The sequence below is a fragment of the Methylobacterium sp. R2-1 genome (assembly GCF_014191355.1).
Taxonomy (GTDB): Bacteria; Pseudomonadota; Alphaproteobacteria; order Rhizobiales; family Beijerinckiaceae; genus Methylobacterium.
Map to the genome: position 1 here is coordinate 107,225 of NZ_JACHWM010000019.1, position 20,358 is coordinate 127,582.

The 20,358-nt window shown below is 55.7% G+C and carries 19 protein-coding genes, 1 tRNA gene and 1 pseudogene; 12 read left to right on the plus strand and 9 right to left on the minus strand.

The window, feature by feature from the left end; all coding sequences use genetic code 11:
- Positions 1 to 80 precede the first annotated feature (80 nt).
- Positions 81 to 230 carry a hypothetical protein gene (locus FHU13_RS23590; protein ID WP_183438278.1) on the plus strand — a complete coding sequence of 50 codons (150 nt, stop codon included), beginning with the start codon at positions 81 to 83 and terminating at the stop codon, positions 228 to 230.
- A 207-nt stretch (positions 231 to 437) separates the two neighbouring features.
- On the opposite strand, the gene FHU13_RS23595 is transcribed toward FHU13_RS23590, so the two are convergent.
- From FHU13_RS23595 to FHU13_RS23610, 4 genes are all read right to left on the minus strand, one after another.
- Positions 438 to 656, minus strand: a complete 219-nt coding sequence (locus FHU13_RS23595; RefSeq protein ID WP_183438302.1) for a hypothetical protein — start codon at positions 654 to 656, stop codon at positions 438 to 440.
- A 77-nt stretch (positions 657 to 733) separates the two neighbouring features.
- The gene (locus FHU13_RS23600) at positions 734 to 982 is read right to left on the minus strand and encodes a DUF6894 family protein (RefSeq protein WP_183438279.1); all 249 of its coding nucleotides are present in this window, start codon (positions 980 to 982) and stop codon (positions 734 to 736) included.
- Between the two features lie 87 nt (positions 983 to 1,069).
- Complete coding sequence (locus FHU13_RS23605) at positions 1,070 to 1,300, minus strand: hypothetical protein (protein ID WP_183438280.1); 231 nt, start codon at positions 1,298 to 1,300, stop codon at positions 1,070 to 1,072.
- Between the two features lie 486 nt (positions 1,301 to 1,786).
- Positions 1,787 to 2,950, minus strand: a complete 1,164-nt coding sequence (locus FHU13_RS23610) for a sensor histidine kinase (RefSeq protein ID WP_183438281.1) — start codon at positions 2,948 to 2,950, stop codon at positions 1,787 to 1,789.
- A gap of 156 nt (positions 2,951 to 3,106) precedes the next feature.
- On the opposite strand from FHU13_RS23610, the gene FHU13_RS23615 reads away from it, so the two are divergent.
- Positions 3,107 to 3,487 carry a response regulator gene (locus tag FHU13_RS23615; RefSeq protein WP_183438282.1) on the plus strand — a complete coding sequence of 127 codons (381 nt, stop codon included), beginning with the start codon at positions 3,107 to 3,109 and terminating at the stop codon, positions 3,485 to 3,487.
- An 86-nt stretch (positions 3,488 to 3,573) separates the two neighbouring features.
- Here the strand turns inward: FHU13_RS23615 and FHU13_RS23620 are convergent, their stop codons facing one another.
- A complete protein-coding gene (locus tag FHU13_RS23620) occupies positions 3,574 to 5,538 on the minus strand; it encodes a PAS domain S-box protein (RefSeq protein ID WP_409518533.1) in 1,965 nt (654 codons plus the stop codon).
- A gap of 157 nt (positions 5,539 to 5,695) precedes the next feature.
- Here FHU13_RS23620 and FHU13_RS23625 point away from each other — a divergent pair, with 157 nt between their 5' ends.
- The 10 genes from FHU13_RS23625 (at position 5,696) to FHU13_RS23670 (ending at position 12,179) form a co-directional block, all read left to right on the plus strand.
- Positions 5,696 to 5,986: an erythromycin esterase family protein gene (locus FHU13_RS23625; protein WP_281411657.1), complete on the plus strand. Its 291-nt coding sequence runs from the start codon at positions 5,696 to 5,698 to the stop codon at positions 5,984 to 5,986.
- Between the two features lie 378 nt (positions 5,987 to 6,364).
- The gene (locus FHU13_RS23630) at positions 6,365 to 6,505 is read left to right on the plus strand and encodes a hypothetical protein (RefSeq protein WP_183438284.1); all 141 of its coding nucleotides are present in this window, start codon (positions 6,365 to 6,367) and stop codon (positions 6,503 to 6,505) included.
- Positions 6,506 to 6,741: 236 nt separating this feature from the next.
- A complete protein-coding gene (locus FHU13_RS28455; protein ID WP_312889635.1) occupies positions 6,742 to 7,143 on the plus strand; it encodes a tyrosine-type recombinase/integrase in 402 nt (133 codons plus the stop codon).
- A gap of 78 nt (positions 7,144 to 7,221) precedes the next feature.
- Positions 7,222 to 7,311 (plus strand) — tRNA-Ser (locus FHU13_RS23640).
- Positions 7,312 to 7,700: 389 nt separating this feature from the next.
- A complete protein-coding gene (locus FHU13_RS23645) occupies positions 7,701 to 8,147 on the plus strand; it encodes a hypothetical protein (RefSeq protein ID WP_183438285.1) in 447 nt (148 codons plus the stop codon).
- A gap of 93 nt (positions 8,148 to 8,240) precedes the next feature.
- Positions 8,241 to 9,131 carry an HTH domain-containing protein gene (locus FHU13_RS23650; RefSeq protein ID WP_183438286.1) on the plus strand — a complete coding sequence of 297 codons (891 nt, stop codon included), beginning with the start codon at positions 8,241 to 8,243 and terminating at the stop codon, positions 9,129 to 9,131.
- Positions 9,122 to 10,000, plus strand: coding sequence for a hypothetical protein (locus tag FHU13_RS23655; RefSeq protein WP_183438287.1), 879 nt, complete (start codon positions 9,122 to 9,124; stop codon positions 9,998 to 10,000). The genes FHU13_RS23650 and FHU13_RS23655 overlap by 10 nt, the downstream gene beginning before the upstream one ends.
- A complete protein-coding gene (locus FHU13_RS23660; RefSeq protein ID WP_183438288.1) occupies positions 9,987 to 10,886 on the plus strand; it encodes an AIR synthase related protein in 900 nt (299 codons plus the stop codon). The genes FHU13_RS23655 and FHU13_RS23660 overlap by 14 nt, the downstream gene beginning before the upstream one ends.
- Positions 10,883 to 11,410 carry an adenylyltransferase/cytidyltransferase family protein gene (locus tag FHU13_RS28645; RefSeq protein ID WP_183438289.1) on the plus strand — a complete coding sequence of 176 codons (528 nt, stop codon included), beginning with the start codon at positions 10,883 to 10,885 and terminating at the stop codon, positions 11,408 to 11,410. Before FHU13_RS23660 ends, FHU13_RS28645 begins: the two co-directional genes overlap by 4 nt.
- 223 nt (positions 11,411 to 11,633) lie before the next feature.
- On the plus strand, positions 11,634 to 12,179 hold the full coding sequence (locus FHU13_RS23670; RefSeq protein ID WP_183438290.1) for a recombinase family protein: 546 nt from the start codon (positions 11,634 to 11,636) through the stop codon (positions 12,177 to 12,179).
- 303 nt (positions 12,180 to 12,482) lie between these two features.
- Here the strand turns inward: FHU13_RS23670 and FHU13_RS23675 are convergent, their stop codons facing one another.
- From FHU13_RS23675 to FHU13_RS23690, 4 genes and pseudogenes are all read right to left on the minus strand, one after another.
- The gene (locus FHU13_RS23675; protein WP_183438291.1) at positions 12,483 to 16,949 is read right to left on the minus strand and encodes a calcium-binding protein; all 4,467 of its coding nucleotides are present in this window, start codon (positions 16,947 to 16,949) and stop codon (positions 12,483 to 12,485) included.
- 166 nt (positions 16,950 to 17,115) lie between these two features.
- A complete protein-coding gene (locus FHU13_RS23680) occupies positions 17,116 to 17,523 on the minus strand; it encodes a toxin-activating lysine-acyltransferase (protein ID WP_183438292.1) in 408 nt (135 codons plus the stop codon).
- A gap of 81 nt (positions 17,524 to 17,604) precedes the next feature.
- Positions 17,605 to 18,876, minus strand: coding sequence for a Hint domain-containing protein (locus tag FHU13_RS23685; RefSeq protein ID WP_183438293.1), 1,272 nt, complete (start codon positions 18,874 to 18,876; stop codon positions 17,605 to 17,607).
- Between the two features lie 775 nt (positions 18,877 to 19,651).
- Positions 19,652 to 20,272: pseudogene (locus FHU13_RS23690) on the minus strand (IS630 family transposase); the annotation flags it as partial.
- Positions 20,273 to 20,358 lie beyond the last annotated feature (86 nt).

Genomic DNA, 20,358 nt, shown 5'->3' on the forward strand with positions numbered 1-20,358 from the left:
AATGGCAGCTATGATGCTTCTAGCCGGAGGATGGTACGTAGAATTTCGTCGCGGTGAGCGTGCCATTGCACGAGAGTGTCTTGCAAGGTGGCAAGAAGTTCTTCAGCGCGGCGCGTATCATGTCCCTTGTGGCGCATCGCTTGGATCCGCAGCTCCTGCGCAGCAATCCGCCTCTGGCCATCAGCAATGTCCAGCTCCGCCTTGGCGAGATGCGCCTGTTCTTGAGCTAAGCTGAGCATTCCGAAACCGAGGTAGGATACACCTTGTATGACACGGGTTCGCTGACTCAGCCAATTCGAGTGCATCTCAGATTAGATCGCCTCGACGGATATACCGACGTGCGGACACCAACGTTCGGAAATCGCCTGTCACCAGCCCCCCAAACATGCCTCGAAGGTCCACATGGGGTCGCAAGCAGTCCTTGCATCGCAGTCCGATCACGCCTCTTTTGCCCCGCGCTCCACGCACGGCGCCCGCACCACCTCCTCCGGCGTCTCGCGCGCGAACGTTGTGATCGGTCCGATGGTGAGTTCGGACCGCGCATGCGGCCGCTCGCCTGGCTCTGTGCGCGAAAAACCCGCCGCGACTGAGCCGGGCGGGGCGCCGAGAAGCTGATGCGCCTGGAACAGCGCCGCCGCTTCGAGGAAGCCGCCCACGAACTCATCTGTGACGAGTCAGAGGAGCGGTTCAAGGCGGCGTTGAAGGTGATCGGAAGGCCGAAGAAGGAAGAGAGCTAGGGCACCTCTCTGTTGAGCCGCAGGCCAGCGAAGGTTAGGGTCGCCGTGTAGACAATGGCGCCGCTCTCATCGCGGACCATAACGGTGAAAGCTCGATTGTCGCCACCAGTCGGTATCGACCAGCGTGCGATCTCAGGCAGGCAAGTCATGGCCTCCGTGCGCGCAGTTTCAAAATTAGTGCACTCAGATCCTTCATCGTCACGGTGGAACACACCATCGTGCGTGTCGAAGAAGTAGCGGGACACCGAAGCCCTCCTGTGGTCGAAGCCCTTGGATTCAACCTGAGACGGAGCATGGTGTTTCTGTTCGGAATCAAACGCGGCAATGCTGCTTTATCCGGCTGTTGCCGGAACTGGCTCAGGTTCGAAATGCGCGATGAACCGGAGCCCGTCCCACAGGTCGATACCAGCGTCGCGGGCCATTGTGGCCGCGAGTGACAACGCCTCGTCGTCACTGCAGGCGCTCAGAGGTGCGCTGGATAGGACGTGCCCGTCCTCGGTCAACGTGTGCGTGCGATAGGCAGCCGGCCCGTCAGAAGAGAGAGTTGGATGGACGATCGTCATCCCTGTGCTCCATGTCCGTATAGGCGGGAGCACTCTTCTCTCTCAGCCGCTGGCGCCCATTAGTCGCGGCCAGCGATCGGCAGAGCATACGCCCTCAACCGTTAGACGCAACCGAACCGGCGAAACCACCTATAGGATTTGGTCTGCGGGCTATATCATCGCCGTTTGCATGACCCGACGCGTAGCCTGCCTGGATCGGCCGATCCGGGTCCGCTCATACCTGTGGCGAGGTTTACCTACCCGGCGCAGGGCGGTTTACCTTCGACCCGACCAACCGAAGCGTGGGCGGGGCGAACCTGTTCCCGGTCGCCGTCGCGCGACATTCGCCGGGCGATGCCTGTGACGGGCAGCTTTATCGGGCCTTCTGATGACCTTCTGGGAAATGTCCGTCGCCCTCGAAGTTTGCGGCTAACCTTCCGCTGAGGCTGCTCTATGCAGGTAGCAAGCTCCAGCTTCGGCAAGTTGAGCAGCCAATCTCCTCGCCGCCTAGCTCTTCGCCTCGCGCGGCGGCAAATCCGGGAAGGAGATCGTCACGGTCACCCCGGCATCGCTGCGGATGTCGATTTCGCCCTCGATCTGTCGTACCAGCGAGCGCACCAGCCCGTAGCCGAGGGAACCCTCGCGCAGGCCAGTCATACCGACCCCATTGTCCTGGATCACCAGTTCGATCTGCCCCGGCCGCGGTCGGCGGACTCGAGCGCGTATTGTGCCGGAGTGGGGGGATGGGAACGCGTACTTGACCGCATTGGTCACAAGCTCGGTCACCGCCAAGCCCAGCGGAATAGCCCGGTCGGCGCTGACAAAGATCTCCTCCTCGACCTGGGCCTCCAAGTGGATGCGATCGTCGCTGGGCGTGATTGCCTCCAACGCAGCGCAGAGATCGGCTACATAGCTTCCGGCATCAACCTGCTGCACGCTCTCGGATTTGCTCAGCAGGTCGTGCGCCCGCGCCATCGCGTTGAGCCGCTCCTGAGTTTCGGCAAACAGCGCCTTAACCCCCTGGTCGGCCTGGCGACGCCCCTGCAAGCTCAGCAGCGCTCCTGCGATCGACAGGCTGTTCTTGGCCCGGTGATTGACCTCGGCCAGCAGTATCTCGCGCTCAGCCACCAGCTTCGTCAGCCGCGCATTCGCAACTTCCAGCTCCCGTGTCCGGTCAGACACACGCTGCTCCAGCTCAGCAGTCAGCGCCTGCAGGTTCTTCTCGGCCTCGAAGCGGCGGGTGATATCGAGGTACGAAAGGAAGTGGTTGGTGACCGTGCCCTGGCCGTCATCCAGCGGGGCGGCGAACAGCATCGCCCGGATCGCGCTACCATCCTTGCGGTACTGAAGGATCTCCAGCGTCGCGTTGCGGCTCTCGCGGATTGCCGCCTCGTACTCCTGCACTGCAGCCGAGTCAGTCGCCGGACCGTTCATGAAGTGCGGGTCCTGCCCAAGCAGCTCCTCCAGTGAGTAGCCCGACAGCTCCGCAAAGGCTTGGTTGGCAAAGATGATCGGGTTGCCTGGCAGGGTGGCGTCGGTGACAATCATCGGCATCCGGGTAAGCCGCACTGCATCGACAAAGATGCCGCCATGCTGGCGGATCGCCTCGATATGCCGCTCGGCTAAGGTGCGCGCTGCGGTCTCAGACAGGTCCTGCTGAAATTCGTTCATGGCAAACCCTAGGCGGTCCTGGGCGGACGGGATAGTTTTCTGAAACGGCCACCCAGGCGGCGTGTCGCCGCTTCCTGCCGGCGTGCTTGAGTGCGACTCCGGTTGAGCTACGGCGTCCCCCTGAAACCTCGCGCACCTGACACGGTTCTCCTCCTCATGACCGGTTCGCGTTCTCTTTCTTCCTCCCTCGTCCTGGTTGTAGAGGACGAGGACCTTGTACGCATGATGGCATCTGACATGCTGCAGGACGCCGGGTTCACCGTCATCGAAGCAGCGTGCGCTGACGAGGCTTGGGACATCCTGAAGAGCCGTAGCGACATCGGCGTGCTGTTCACCGACATCGAGATGCCGGGATCGATGAACGGCTTTGCGCTTGCCGCTTGGGTTGCTGAGCGATGGCCGCACATCCGCCTGGTGATCACCTCGGGGCGATATCGCCCGGCGCCGCGCGATGTGCCGGATCACGGCATGTTCGTGCCCAAGCCCTATCTGGCGGAGCAGGTACTCAGCGCCTTTGACCGAGCCAAGCCGGTTTAGTTGCTCCCGCTGACCATTCAGAGTGGCGCCACATCACACTCCTCCCCGCCGTCTCACTCACGCAGACACCGGCGCCAGCGTCAGCCTCACCTGGGTTGGAACGGCGCAATCTTCGCCTCTGGCCGGACGCTCGTCACAAGTGCGCGTGCGAGATCGACCTGCTCGAACGGCTTGCCTAGGCGCGTGAGCGCCGTGATCCTGTCATCCGGCAATTCGGCGTAGCCGCTGGCGAGGATCACCGGCAGCTCTGCGTGTGCCGCTCGGATCGCCTCGATCAGCTGAACGCCGGTCATGCCCGGCATGACCTGATCGGTGATCACGAGATCGATGGTTTTGGCGGAGCGGCGCAGGATGCGCAGAGCCTGCTGTGCCGAGGTCGCCTCCAGCACCTGGTGACCAAGGTCCTCCAGCATCGCCGAGGTGTTCATCAACACCAGCGGATCATCATCGACGACCAGCACCGTCATCGGGTTCAGGGTCGGAAGATCCGGATGAGGCGTCTCGCCCTCTCGACAGAGGAGGCCTGCATCGGCCACGGGAAGCCACAGCTCAGCGGTCGTCCCCTGTCCCAGGGTGCTCTTGAGCACCAAGCGTCCGCCGGATTGCCCGGCAAAGCCGTGGATCATCGAGAGGCCTAGCCCCGTACCCTTGCCAACACCCTTGGTGGTGAAGAACGGCTCGGTGGCTCGGGCGAGCGTTTGCTCATCCATCCCCTCGCCGGTATCGGTCACCGACAGGCAGACGTAGCTGCCCGCAGAAAGACCGGCGACCTCGCTGGTATCGACCCGTTCCTCCCGGGCTGAGATTGTGATCGAGCCGCCATCCGGCATGGCATCGCGGGCGTTCACAGTGAGGTTGAGCAGCGCCAACTCCAGCTGGCTTGCGTCGACGAAGGCGAGCGGCAGCTGCAGCGGAAACTGCGTGCTAACCGGAATGTTGGAGCTGATTGAGCGCTGCAGTAGCTCGGCCATGCCACGCACCAGTTGCGGCACGTCTACAGGCCCTCTGGTCAACTCCTGTCGGCGGGCGAAGGCGAGCATGCGCTTTGTCAGCGTTGCGCCACGCTCGGCGGCCTGGATCGAATTCTCGATCAGCTGCCGCAGCTTGGGGTCGTTCGGCAGGCGCTTGCGGACAAGGCTCAGATTGCCCAACACGACTGCCAGCAGATTGTTGAAGTCGTGCGCCACGCCGCCAGTGAGCTGGCCGATGGCCTCCATCTTCTGGGACTGGATGAAGCGCGCGCGGGTCGCTTCCAACTCCAGCTGGACGTTGCGCCGCTCGGTGACGTCCCGGGTGATCTTGGCGAACCCGACCAGTTCGTTGTGATCACCGCGAATTGCGTCAATCACCACGTGAGCCCAAAACCAAGTGCCGTCCTTGCGCACGCGCCAACCCTCGGCCTCGAAGCGGCCCTCCCTTGCTGCCGTTTGCAGGGCACGGGTAGGCAGATCCGTCGCCCGGTCCTCATCCGTGTAGAACCGAGAGAAGTGCTCCCCGATGATTTCCTCGTCGTTGTAGCCCTTGAAGCGCTGCGCGCCGCGGTTCCAGCTCGACACCTTGCCCTGCGGGTCGAGCATGTAGATCGCGTAGTCCTGAACACCCTGCACCAGCAGGCGGAAGCGCTGTTCACTCTGCCGCAAGGCCTCCTGCGTCGCCTTCCGCTCGCTCAGGTCACGAGTGATTTTGGCGTAGCCGACAAGCTGGCCGTCCTCGCTTCGGATCGGATCGATCAGCACGTGCGCCCACATCAGGGAACCGTCCTTGCGAACGCGCCATCCCTCCTGCTCGAAGCGGCCCTCGGTGGCCGCAATATGCAGGGCACGAGTCGGCAGATCCGTCGCTCGGTCCTCGGCCGTGTAAAAGCGGGAGAAGTGCTGGCCGATGATCTCGTCGGTCGTATAGCCCTTGAAGCGCTGGGCCCCTGGGTTCCAGCTCGCAATATTACCCTGCGGGTCGAGCATATAGATCGCGTAATCGACGATTGCCTCAACCAGCAGCCGGTAGCGGTCATGCCGATCTGCGGCCGCTTCGATGGCCTTGGTTGCCCGCACGTCTTGGTGGTGCAGGGCGCCAAGGCGAATTTGTTCATCTGACATGCGGCCAACCCTACCACGCATCATCGAGGGTGTCGGCTATGAAGCAGGGCGTCACGGCCGCTCCCGATCGTGATGCGCCCTGGTCTCGATCGCCTGCTCGCGCTCGATCAGGCTGAGGAGTTACGAGGCCCTCTTCCGTGCGGCCGGTCACAGCCGAAGTCTGACGGACCTCCGAGTGCCCCAGGCACGAGAATTGAGGGTGGCATTGACACAGCCGCGGCTCGAACGCGCGATCGGGGTAGTTTACCGGTCTGGAAGCGAGTTTCCGAGCCACTACTTCAAGGCCGTGCTGCCGCAGCAGTTTGACGCCTTCGTTTGGTTCGAGCAGACCGCAGCCGTCACCGGGCTGCCCGTCACGGATCCTTGCCAAGGCGAGAGCGAGACCTTCCCGACAGGGCTGTAGCGAAGCTGATTAATGGTAGATGAGGAGGCGGCAGCCCGGTTCGAATGTGCGGCAGAAGCGGACCTCCCGCCGACCTGTGACGTCGATCCGCTACTGACAGATTTTACTGACAGATTTTGTTGAAGAACTCGGAGGCAGCGCCTCAAGCATCATCCGAGAGGGCGCTGCAGATAATTTTTATCTTTCATCAGCGTTACGATCCCGCAGTTGCAGCGCTATCTCAGTGGGCAAATAGAAGACAATTCTTGGATCGCCTCATCTAGCGACGCTATATAAGCCAAAGCCGAGTTTTTGAAAAAATCGGCGCGTTCCAGTCCAAACGGCGCCCGAACTCCTGATCCCAAACAGTCATTTAGGCTACCGCCACCGAAGGTGCGGATGGGGCGGGAGGGTCCCAGCGTTGACGAATTGCCGGCCTTCATCGCCGCCGAGTACCTTGCCGACGGACGACTGGAAGTTCTGCTGCCGGGCTGGTGCCTGCCGGGCGGCGCGCTCTCCTTCGTTACGCCGAGCGCATAGACGCGGCCCGCCAAGGTGGAGGCCGTGGCCGAGTTCTTCGCCGCGCGTCTCTCACGCTAAGATGAAGGGCAGGGGTGTGGTGCTCGGCACGCTCGGCGGGCTGAGGGGAGGGGAGGTGACTGCCCTGCGGGAGCGCGCGGTCGAGTTCACCACCGGTCAACTGGCGATCGTGTAAAGCACTGAGCACACGCGCCGGCACGCGATCGAAGGAGTCGAAGAGCGGCTGATCTCGACAGGTGGCGCTCCCGTCTCTGGCAACGGAGGAGCTTCGTCAGCACCGTCTCCGGCAAGGCGAGGAGTTGCTGAGGCTCCGGATCCGCCCGACCGACGATCACCACGTGTTTGCTCAGGCAGACGGCCAGCCTGTGCCGCCCAACAGCTTGACCCACGAGTTCGTGTGGATCCTGGCACAGGCAGAGACGCTGCCTCGCATCCGCGTCCACGATCTTCGGCACAGCCATGCGACGCAGATGCTCGCCAACGGGATCCACCCGAAGATCGCGCAGGAGCGGCTTGGGCACTCCAGCATTGCCATCACGCCGGACCTGTACTCCCACGTACTGCCGGGCATGCAGGAGGACGCGGCAGCGAAGGTTGACGCTGCCCTCCGGGCGGCCATAGACAGGACTACCGTTTGAAATGGTAGCAAAGCGGTAGCAAACGGGGGTTCCGGCCCAACGAGATGGAACCGACTTCGCCAAGCTCTGCAACGGCTTGGAAGGGTGGCCGAGTGGTTTAAGGCAGCGGTCTTGAAAACCGCCGTGGGGGCAACTCCACCGTGGGTTCGAATCCCACCCCTTCCGCCAACAATCCTATCTAAGTTATTGCAAAATTTGTGTTTTCCTCTATGAGCGCCTTGAGCAGCCCTCATAAAACCCCACATTTTCAATAGGTTTGTACCGGCTGCAATTGCATGACATCGGAGCATCACCCACGCTGACACTAAGAGTGCCTCACAAAACTCCCGGTCACGGACCGCTCCCGCTCTGGCAACGATAGCGCGGCGGGACTTTTGTGAGAGACACTAAGCGATTCGGGCAATCCGTCACTCTGATTGAGTGTGGAGCATAACCACACCATTTCCTGATCCTCGTCGTAAGCGCGCATTAACGCTACGCGCGCATTGTCGGGAGCCGGATCAATCGGCCGTTCGGATCAACATGGTCCGCCGCGTGCGACGAGAGATAACGGATCCATGAATCGCATGCTGGAACTGCTACGCTGGAAGATCCAGGCAATTTTTGCTTGGACGCCAACGCGTACTGTGGCTGTGCCCCTAATCATGGGGGCTTACGCCCTAGCGGGCTGGGGAGCCTACGCGAGCAAAGCTTCAGCCAACCGCGATCTCACGATTCAGGCCAGCATCCTGCAAGCGGATCGAGACGGCCTCATTGAACGTCAAAAACGGCTGGAACAGGCGAACATTGAACTGCTTCGTGAGTGGCAAGGGAAGCTCGCCTCCGCCCAAAGGGAACTCAGCCAAGCTAATGCTGCTCGCGATGCGGCTAAGCGGCAGCTTGCCAGCTCACAGCATGAGCTTATCGCTTCCAAGAAGCGCCTTGATCAGACCCAGAATCGTGTATCTGAGACAGGAAGCATCAAGCCGGTTGAGCCGTCGAAGAAGCCTGCAAGTAAGCCCTAAAAGCTGCGACAGCTTGGTCTTGAGCGCCTTGAGCCTCGACACTTGCCGAGCTCTCATTAAGCCGCCCCCTACTCAAATCATTGAGCCTGTGCGATGACGAAACCTACGACGTTTCTGACGGCAGCTTACGAGATTTTGCGGCAGTTCGAACGCCCGATGACAGTCGCCGAGATTATCCATGAGGCGCGTTCACGGGGCATATTGGTGACAGACGGCAAAACTCCTGTAAAGACGCTTAACGCTCGGCTTTCAGTCGATATCCTGCGCCTAAAGGGACAAAGCCGTTTCATGCGGTCCGATGGAAGCCGTTTCGCTCTGCGCGAATGGAATCATGGCATCCAGGAGAGGATTGTTCCTCGACGGACAGTTGCACTTACCGACGAAGAGATCTTGGCGTTTGATGCCTCATTGCTCCGCCGATTTGTACAGGAAGACGGCTTCAAGCGGGGCGATGAAACCCATCAGGAGCTTCTGGCTTCATGCTTCTCAATCAAACGGTCAGATGCAGAAGAACGATACGACATAATCCAGTTAATATCAGTCTACGTCGTGAGATGCTACCAAGATTTTCTCACTTACAAGCGGTCGCGTCGGCTGCCGGAGGGGCGACTGCATAATACTTATTCTTGTTTCTTTGGCGGACACTTAACTGCCGCGGATTTGATGCCCTTATTTAGGTTTAGCGATCCTGAGCAAGCTTTATACTTGTTGGATCGGGAACTGACTGAGGAACTCAGATTGCCCGCCAAACCAGAAGCAATGGATTTCCGTGGCTTATTGTACGATCCGCGCACCGATGTAAGTCGGCAACATATTGGCATTGTATTCTGTGTGGACGTGCCAAATCAGGATTTCACTATTGGGGAAAAAGGGTTTCTGACGGATGCTAAATTTGAGAGCATTCAACAAATGCGAAGTCGGTTAAGCCAGTTCGAAAATTGGTCTGAATATCTCATCCAGAAAGAGATCGTTGGATGGAACTGACTAGCCTCGATGGACTAACCGTTGGCGGCCTCCTCGTTAACATTGCCTCTGGTGGTATTATATACCTCGGAGCAAGATTGGCTAGTTGGCTCACAAAAAATAGAGTCGTTGGAAAAATTGCCTTCAATCTCGCTAATAAATTTGTGCCCCGCACTTGCGTGCTTTTTACAGTTTCCCTGATCTTGGGATTTATTTCAGCCAAAGCATCAGTGTTATTTAATGGAAAAAGCCTCGATCCGCTTGTAGTGGGTCCTCTGACTTTTTCGATTTCTATGATCTACATACAGTGGAGATTCGCGAGGATCGGGCTCCATGCAGCGCATCTTTCGGTTGAGCAGGGAACTGACTATGCTGCGGCTCTCAGCCTATGCCGAGATAGCTTTTTGTTCCTCGGAACTGGTGCCTACAAGCTAACAAGCGCGCAAAATTTCGATGAGACTATTCTCAGGTGCAACCATGGAGTGACGCCAGTACGCTTTTTGCTTTCAACGCCCGACAACCGGATCATTGCAAATGCAGAACTGCAGGCGGACGTAGCGCCGGGATCATATGGAGATAACGTCCGTAGGTCCCTAAGAAAACTTCGCAGCCTCCGACTAGAGCGAGGCGCTCGATTTGAAGTAAGGTTCTATAAGGCCGAAACACTTCGCGATTTTCAGAATTTTCGTATGATGTTTATTGATGACGAGACGCTTTTGCTATCTTACAACGTATACGGTAGGGGCGACGGCAGACATCTCCCGCAGCAGGTGATTCTAAAGAGCAGTACATCGGCGACAGACAACTTCTATTTTGCATACCGTGGATACTTTGACCGGCTGTGGGAGTCTTCTGATCCGTGGGATTTTAGTCGCTATGTCGAACACTGAAGGTGGCTGTTTCGGCAAGCTCCCGCTTTCCATGATGGAAGAACTGCAGGTAAAGTTTGGTACGGTCGAGACCTACTGGGCGGACGCTGTATCACTGCCAGTCGTAAAAAATGGATTGGTCTCGATAGATACAGTTGCGCTTCAATCTACAGACTTGTCTGGTTCCGTCAGAATGGCCATACTGCATTCGATGAACGATATATACGCTGCAGGCGGGCGACCGTCATCATTTTCGATCTCGTTAACATTACCGCTGACTACAGACATTGAGGTTCTAGACACGCTTGGGGCGGAAATAAAGAAAATAGCAGAGCTCTCTGGCTGCCGCGTGGGCAAGCTTCACACGAGTCGGTGGGATGGTAGGGCTAGCATAACTGTCAGCGTGGTCGGCGAGCAAATCTCATCCTCTCAGATTCCTTCACGACAGGGCCGTATCTTGCTTGTTGGAGAGGTGCGAATAGCATCTTCTTCATCGCTGCAAGACTGTGGGGTTTCGCACGCGCTCAAGCTTCGGGATATGGCCATTGAGCGAATAAGTGGACCCAAGAAAGATGTTTCCGGGGACGGTCTGGCTGGGGCCTTGTATCAGCTAAGCGTGCGCCATGGGCTTACATTGCACGTCCATACAGATACATTGCATTTGAATCATCTGAATTTAAAGCAAGGCAACACTGCCGACATCAAAAATTACCTTGAGTACAGTTCGCGCATGCATGATCTGATCAAAATTGACAGGCGGTGCTGTCAGGCAGCGCTCTTTGAGCCGCAATTCTTTGGTCCTTTGATTTGTCTCGCCGAGATAGGTGAAGATCTTAATCTGCCTTATTTCTGTGAGATTGGAACCTTCTGCATCGGCGATAGCATAGTAAGGCTAGCTTCAAGATGATTACAGGATGTATACATGGCCGATTCCAGCCGTTTCACAATGGCCATTTCGAGTACATGAAGGAAGCTTTTCGGAGGTCCGATAATCTTATAATCGGACTGACCCAATATGAGCCCGAAATATTTGATCCAGAGTCACCAGAACATCGTATGCGCGCTCAAGACAACCCATTTTCCTATTGGGAGCGAAGCCAGATTATAATGGCTGCTGTCGCGGATGCTGATATACCTTTAGCGAAAATCTCTATCGTACCTTTTCCAATTCATGCGCCGGAGAAAATAAAGTATTTTGTTGGAGCTGACTGCATAATGTTTACTACGATCTATGAGCGCTGGAACATCGATAAAATTCGAAGGCTAAAAAGATGCGGCTTCGAGGTTTCGGTGCTTTGGCGTAGGCGGCGGAAACAATACGAAGGAAAACTGGTAAGAAACGCAATTAGGGAGCACGATGCGTCGATTAGAGGACTTGTTCCTAGAGGCGTTTATAGCAAAATCGCCGAGGTCAGGCCAGATTTATTCTGAATCGATAGCTTGCGTGTCCAGCGGTAGAAACTCATCCTTAGCATCAATACCGCGTTATTTATATGCTTTCGCTGCGAAATGAGCGGAATGAAATGCCGTGAACATACGGGTATACCCTCGTGTGACGTCACTCCATGATGCTAGCGGGCGTCACATCGGGGTTGACGGGACTATTTAGCGTTACGCTATTCACCTCGGGCCTAAAACCCTGAGGTGACACCCCATGGCCCGCATCGGTTACGCTCGCGTGAGCACCCTCGATCAGGATCTCGACACCCAACTCACCCGCTTGAAGGCCGAGGGCTGCGGCATCGTTCGTGCCGAGAAGATACCCGGCGGCTCGCGAGAGGGCCGGGCCGAGCTGGCCACGGTGATGGAGTTCCTTCGCCCCGGCGACGAACTCGTCGTCACCCGCCTCGACCGACTTGGTCGTGATACACGCGACGTGCTCAACCTGATTCACGAGGCCGAGCAGCGCGGGGCATTCGTCACCGTGCTTGATCCGCATGTCTCGACACGGGGCGAGATGGGCCATGTCGTGCTGACAGTGCTCGGCATGGTTGCGCAGATGGAACGTCGCTTCATCAAGGAGCGGCAGCGCGAGGGCATCGAGCGAGCGAAGGTCGGAGGCGTGTATGTGGGTGGCAAGCGCAGGCTCGACCGCGACCGGATTCGAGCACTTCATGCGGAGGGCAATGGCCCAGCCGCCATTGCGCGAGCGGTCGGCTGCTCGCGCATGCAGGTCTACCGGGTGCTCGAAAGTAATTGAAATCTGCATGTCGCGAACGGTCGGGATGGGTGAAGCCGGGACGGTCCGAGACGGCTGGAAAGCCGTAATCCAGCGGGTGGATGCCGAGTAGCCGGATTGCACCATAAGCGGCCCTTCGCACACATCACGGTGACACCGAGCAAAGCCAGTCTACACTTTCTGATTGTTGGAAAGATTTCAGAACGATGATTGCTCATGGCTGAATCGATAAATTCTCAAATCCGGAAAATTTATCTCGATGATGAAGCCAGTGCGCCAGCCGATCCGGCCGCCGGCGCGCTGGTATTTATAGCACGAGAATCTTCAATCGCTGTATATCCAAATATCTCTGTGTGATATAGCGATATTATTCTCTAAGATAGCGAATAAAACCCGAGCTGCGGATCCACCACCATCAACATCGTAGAACAATTCCCCTGTACTGCCATTATATAGCATAATATCATCCGCATCTATTGGCGCCTTTGTTGTGTCTTTAAACATGTTTTCTGCCAGAACCCCGTCATAGTAGTCATCGAATCCTTGAAAATCATCTATGTACAAAATGTCCAGGCCGACAGTAAAGTCCTTAATATAATCCGGTGTCCCAAAATCTTTTTTGGCGAATACAAATGTATCTGAACCGCTGCCTCCATAAATTACATCATTGCCTGCAAGGTCAGAAATCGTATCATTTCCATCTCCGCCATATACGATATCATTACCCATTCCCCCATATATGGTGTCATTACCGCTACCGCCGATCAGCACATCATTCCCGGCTCCGCCACTGAGGACATCCTCAAAGTCGCCGCCGTCCAGTTCGTCGTTGCCATCCCAGCCGTTGATGATGTCGTTGCCTGCTCCTCCTCGAAGCAAGTTGTTGCCGGCGGCACCATCCAGTCTGTCGTTGAAGCGCGTACCGATCGCGTTCTCGATCGAGACGAGCTTGTCGCCTCGGTTTCCGAAGTTCCAAGTCTCTTGCGCGCTTAGGTCGATGTAGTAGCCGGTGCCGGCATCCTCGTAGCTGACGGTATCACTGCCGTTGCCGCCATCCAGGATGATGCGGCTGATGTTGCCCGGGACCACACGCAGCACATCGTCGCCGTCGCGTCCATCGAGGCGGGTTGTGCCGACTCCGGAGATGAGGGTGTCGTTGAAGCGTGAGCCGACGGCATTCTCGATCGAGGCAAGAATATCGCCGACGCTGCCGTTCCAGGTGCGTTGTGCATTGAGATCGATGGTGTAACCAGTGGCAGCATTCTCGAAGGTCGCCGTATCGGTGCCAATGCCGCCATCGAGGATATTATTACCCGAGCCGCCATCCAGGGTGTCATCCTCGTTGCCGCCGTAGAGCGTGTCGTTCCCCGCATCTCCTCTGAGGGTATCGAAACCATTGCCGCCGATCAGAAGATCGTCACCGTTGCCGCCGCTGATGACATCCTCAAAGTCGCCGCCGTCCAGTTCGTCGTTGCCATCCCAGCCGTTGATGATGTCGTTGCCTGCTCCTCCTCGAAGCAAGTTGTTGCCGGCGGCACCATCCAGTCTGTCGTTGAAGCGCGTACCGATCGCGTTCTCGATCGAGACGAGCTTGTCGCCTCGGTTTCCGAAGTTCCAAGTCTCTTGCGCGCTTAGGTCGATGTAGTAGCCGGTGCCGGCATCCTCGTAGCTGACGGTATCACTGCCGTTGCCGCCATCCAGGATGATGCGGCTGATGTTGCCCGGGACCACACGCAGCACATCGTCGCCGTCGCGTCCATCGAGGCGGGTTGTGCCGACTCCGGAGATGAGGGTGTCGTTGAAGCGTGAGCCGACGGCATTCTCGATCGAGGCGAGGAACTCGCCACTTCTGACGCGATCGCTGGTCATCTGCGCATTGAGATCGACGGTATATGCAGTGCCGGCGTTCTCGTAGCTGATGGTGTCGGTGCCATTGCCTCCCTGGACGCTGATGTGGTTGCTGACATTGACGAGGAAGGTGTCGTCACCGTCGCGTCCTTCCAGGCGCGTGGTCCCGTTACCCGCGGTGAAAGTGTCGTTGAAGCGCGATCCGACGGCGTTCTCGATCGAGGCCAGGAACTCACCCTGGCTGCCGTTGTAGGTGAGGCCCACATTGAGGGCGATGTTGTAGCTCGTGTTCGCCTGCTCGTAGCTGACGGTATCGATGCCGTTGCCGCCATCGAGGCTCGATCCGTTGCTGTCGATGACGAGGAAGGTGTCGTCGCCGTCGCGGCCCTGGAGCCATCCGGTCGTCCGGCCGGCGATCAGTGTGTCGCTGAAGTTGGAGCCGACAGCGTTCTCGATCGAGACGAGCCAATCGCTTCTGCTGCCGTTGGAGGTCTGCCCTGCGTGCAGGTTGATGACGTAGCCGGCCCTCGTCGAGGTCTCGTAGCTGATGGTGTCGCTGCCGGCGCCCCCATCGACGGTGATGTCGTTGGCCTCGGCGACGTGGAAGCCATCGTTACCGTCGCGGCCTTCCATCCGGCGCGTGGCTGCTCCGGTGATAAACGTGTCGTCGAAACGCGACCCGATGGCGTTCTCAATCGAGACCAGAGTGTCGCCGAACGTACCGTTCCACGTGCGTTGCGCCTGCAAATCGATGGTCATTTTGACTGATGTATCGGCGTAGGAGATTGTGTCGGTGCCAACACCGCCGGTCACCGTCCGTTCATCGGGACCACCGAACCAGAACGCCGAACGCCAACCCTCATTGCGGCCATACTGGACGTAATGCCGTGCGACGGCCTCGAGATCGTTCCCGAAGGCCGCTTGCACGTCAGCATTGGCGGCTCGGTAAGAGGCTGCGTCGAAGCTGACCTGTCGCCCCTCGCCGATGCCATAATCGAAAAAGTGGCGCGTCGCAGCCCGCGTATCGGTACCGTAGGTGTTTTGGAGGTCTCCGTACGACGCAAGATAGGCCATCGGCTCGAAGCCAACGACCTTGTCGAGGCTCAACTCCCGGGCACGCTGCAGTGTGGCGACCCAGCCAGCGGAGAAGTCGCTATTTGGTGAGTCCGCAATGATACTGTTAATAACGCGGGTATTATCTAAGTATTTTACGAAATCTTCTGCGACTTGAAGGTCGAAGGAAAGCTGTACGAGTCCTGCTTGATGCGACATCGCGTAAGCGCGCTGTATGAAGATGTCGCCCCCTGCGATTTCGGACCGTGAAATAGCATGATTTACTGCCGCTGATATTATACCTTGCGTTTCATGGACATTGTATGCGGCCTGGTATGTTGTACCATCGGCAAACATAATCTTCTGATTTTGACTGTTGACGTACCATCCCATCTGAAATGGGCTAAATGCATGGGAAGGGTCAATATGCGAACTTGCTTCACCGTAGACATTATTAATTGAGTCGCGCGCTGTTCGAGCGAGATACTCGGATAGAACCAAGCTTGCACCGTCCTGGGTGTACGGATATCCATACTGCACTACGCCATTTGCGTCAGTATAAAGTGTGTAATGAGCAAGCCGATCGTCGTCCCAGAGGGCATTTCCAATAAGATTTCCGAGCGCTTGTCCGGCAAACGCGCCAATGAGTGGGCCAATCACCGGAATGGCAAAACCAACAGTGGACAAGACATAACTGGCAACGGCTGAGGCAGCTGAGCCAAATAAGGCCGACTGCGGTGATTTCGGTTGAACCGCAAGACTGCCAAGTTGAGTACCAAAATATCCACCCAAACTATTAGCGACATTGACCGCCATGTTCGCCGCATCGAACCCGTGCAGAAGATTAACATCAGCACGCAGCACGCCAGCAGGAGGCTCTCCGAGACCTAGCATCACACTGATGTTGCCAAGAACCTGGTTGGTTACTGTATTTCCAGCTGTAGAAAATATACCCTTTTCGAAGCCATGAAGATTTAATACATCGGCAATCTCTCCCACTAATATTCCACTAAGAGCATTGTTAACCTGTAATAAGGCATTGCCTTTCAGATCTCGTCCGAGATCTTGAAAAGTATCTTTGACAGCTGCTTCGAGCGGATTTGCGTTCTTGCCGCGTGCGGCAAGAAGCGAGAAATCGACGTCTTTATGTAGAAATTCTCCAATATTTTGAAGCAACGTCGAAGCAATTGTAGCACTACCGACCTGAGCAAAAACGCTCTGAGTGCCGAGTGCACTACCTAGAACGCTACCAAGTGTGCGGCCGATCTCCTCTCCTTGAAGGCTACCATTAGCATATTCGATCGAAACAGCCTCCTTCTGGACTGGTTCCGTGCTAGCTCCTTGGTAGGTTTCTTTCCATCGAACCTTATCGTGAGATCCAAGTAGGTCATAGCGATCAATAGATACCGTCTTCTCCAATTGAATTGTTGTTCCATTAACATGGATTCCTTTGATGGTCTCTTCTACCCCATTACTGCGATTATAGGTAACTGTGTCGGGCAATCCATCATTATCTGTGTCTTGAATATTTCTTATGTTCTTTGCGTCATTCGGCATCAAATCGAATACGGAGGCATTATGCACCCGTATTCCATCAGCAATATAGGTATGTAGCTCCTCAACCTCAAAATTATAGGTACGCCATCCATCGCGGATCTGTGGCTGCTGCAGTGTTCCATTGTTTTTCGGGTGAACGATTTCACTAGCACGTTCGAATAAATCAGCGGTGTCAGGCCCATAGACGAAAGCGTACGCCATTGGCACGGTTGCGCTTGTCACTCCACTCTTCTCATTATTTGGCAAAATGCGTTCAAAGAGGTATAGGACTGACGGCGTTGCGTCCTCGACAGTCTCGGTTGTCGAAGCGCAAGTGAGCGAACCAATGGTCATATCCCAAAATCCCCCAGGATTCCGTCAGGCCCGGCATGCTGCCTTCGGCCGATCTTCGTTGTGGGCGTCGCAAAGACTTTGCTATAGACTCTTCGCGATAGGTACTTTGGTTCTGAATGTGTGGTAACCTACATTCGGACAGGCTATCTTTATCTGCAGTTACGTCTCAGGACGGGGCATTATCAGCGATTTTGCCGAGAAAGCTTAAGGTCTCCTGAGCATAGATCTCGGCTCCGCCGTACGGTGCAACGACCATCATTACCCGCAAGATTTTGCCAGACTGCCAATCCTCTATCGTCAGTTCCGTCAACGCTGTGCCGGCATCTAGCCGGTCTGCCACGGAAGCGGAGACTTGAGCGTAAAGCACTACTGCGGCGGGCTGATTGCCGTCGTAGAACAGTCGTATCTGGCGCAGTAGAAGTGGCACCATCACAATTTGCTCTAAGTCGCCAACAGAGATCTCGCGATGCTCCAAGCTGCGACTAATTAGCCAAACGATCTCGCCGAATATGGTAGAAACAGTCTTGTCAGATCTTGATTGGTCAGAGGATTCTGAAGACGGATGTTGTATCATGGGTGCGATTAGGTGATGTTGCATTTGAGCTACAGAAACGTCATTGGGACAGTGGCAATTTAACATACCATGGTCGCGTATTTAACTGGCCACTAGCAAAGAGTCTACTACGTATAGATCTTGCTCACTTTCTTCGACAAGGTTGTCAATCCATGATGGAGTATAAGAATTTCCATCCACTTCAATGATCCAGTTGCGTGCTTCGTGAGTGTCAAAAGGCGTCGATCCTTCTGGCCAATTGCAAGCTGCATAGTACTTACCGTCGTCACTACATAGGCTTCCGTCTTGGGTTACGATGATTTGATGATTGATAAGGTGCTCGGACAATGTTTGCTGAAGAGATGAAACTGTGCCTGAAACGAGAGACATAGCTGGCATGGGGATGCCGGCACGCACGATAGCGTGTCGTTCTTTTCCACGCATGCCGCCTCTTGATGCATCATGGAAAATGACCCTTACTTTCGCGTCATCTTCGGTGCCAAGTTTGGCGCCTGTCCGAGCCCGGATATTTTCTCCATCCTCGGTTATAATTGTCCCATCCATACGCAATATGCTCGCAATCGTTGCGAATGATTGAGACTCATTTCCAGCTATATCTGACGTCAGAAACACGTGTCCGGGCGTGCATGTCAGACCTCTTAAATTCAATAATACATTCGTAATGCCATGGAATATTCTCACAACTTTTTTAGCATGTAATTTTTGAGAGGCTTCGCCCTCCCCATGACGAAATGCTAGTACTTCATCACCTGGTTTAATAGACTGGATTTCTTTCTTAGAACCGTCCGAAATTGATATAAGTGTGCCGGAGGCGAAACAACTGAAGAACCCCGAAGACGCAATGGACGCAACGTTCGATGGAGTGCCATCTGGAATATTGTCTACAGCATTTTTTATTTCAATTTCTTTGAGTATTGATTGCAATTTAGTGCTGTCGTTGGACACTGGAAGTATTTCACCCGCATAATTTCCTATTCCTGGAAGTATTTGCTTCAATGCTGAGAATACGAATGTAATGCAATTGTTTGCAGGCCCGCCTTCTCCAAAACCTACGCCTCTATATGTTGTATCGAATCCATAGAAATCAGGGTTTTCAGCAAAATATCCTAACTTAGCTGCATCTGTTCCAGAAATATATATCGATTTACTGTAGCTTTTTTCCAAGTAATATTCCCTATCCGTTTCCCAAACTTTTCCGGGGCCGACCAAAGATCCATGTTGGGCAGGTGCGAAGCCATAACTCTGAATGTCTCCCCCATCTTCTAACTCAAACCAAATGTGTCCAGTTGTAGTTTTGGTTCCGCCAGAAACATTCGAAAGCGGAGGTGCTATGTTTATAGTTAGAACTGGCATAGATCACATCCTTATTTTATCTTGACTCTTCCATCAGTCGATAGAACGAGAGTGACATTTCGGAGTTCGACATTTAGTTTTTGTTGAATACTCACTACCGTAATGTTATATTCGCCGGCATCTAAATAAAAATCTTGCATGGGCCTAGAAAAGTAGGTCGCGGTAAAGTGATCTCTACCCACCGCAGAAGTCACAAAACTATACAATACGTCGTTGCCAGGGTTTTTGATTTCAAATTTTATGGCTAGTGGCTCGCCGCACGTGTTTTTGATTTCACATCTTGTGTACGCGGAGCCAATTGCCTTACTAGCTGCTTCCCTAGTTTGTGTACCAATAAAGTAAAATCTGGATGATAAGTATACTCTTCCTGCTCTAATCAATCTAAAGTTATATGTTTGATCTCGGTTTGACTCGATTCTATCGAGAGAAATTTCTAGCAAATCTTCTGAAAATGCAGGAAATGCAAAATAAAATGTCAACGCAAGCGCAAGCAAGATAGAATTTATTGATCCTTTTTTGATTCTGGTTGGCTCAAAACTGCTTGAATCGGTTTGCATAAAATGATAGCCCGTACTCTAATCCGATATGTATAGATGTCGATCACGTCAAGCTGCTCGGGGATTTTATCAGCGGCTCTGCCGATTTACCCCGTCAAGTATCTTATTCAATTTCTAGTTTGTTTCCATATCAATTTCGCCAGCGTGGAATTTCTCGGAAATATGTTGCTTATATGTATCGCTCAGTAACACTATGCCAGCACTAGAGCCGATCCCGCTCACGTAGCGACGGTCAAGTCGGTATCGTAGCCGGCGGCAGCGATGCAGTTGCGGCACTCGTCGGCCGTGAGGCGAGTGAAGGCCTGCCGGATGGTGTGCCACAGGTCTGTGACGGTGCGGGCTGCCGCGGTTCGGAGCAGGCCCTTCAACTTGGCGAAGATCTGCTCTATAGGATTGAAGTCCGGGCTGTAGGGCGGGAGGTAGAGCAGCCTCGCTCCGGAAGCCTCGATGACCTCGCGCACACCCGTCACCTTGTGGGCCTGCAGATTGTCGAGGATGACGGTGTCGCCGGGCCTGAGCGCGGGTACGAGCGTGTCGGTGACGTAGGCTCGGAAGCGTGCGCCGTTGGTGGCTCCGTCGAACAGGGTGGTGGCACACAGGCCATCGCTGCGCAGGGCGGCGGTGATGGTGGTGGTCTTGTAATGCCCGTGCGGGACGGCGAGGCGGCAGCGCTCGCCCCGCGGGGCTCGACCGTAGCGGCGCGCCAAGTTGGTGGCCGCAGCCGTCTCGTCGAGGAAGACCAGCCTGTTGGGATCGAGGGCGTCTTGGTTCTCGAACCACGCCCCGCGAGCGGCCTTTACGTCTTCCCGCACCTGCTCGGCGGCGTGGATCGCCCCTTTATGGATGGCCCGCCCCTCACCCGGGCTGCGCTGCTAGGCTTGCAGGGTAGCCGAGATGAGGAAGGGAGCGGGACGATGACGATCGC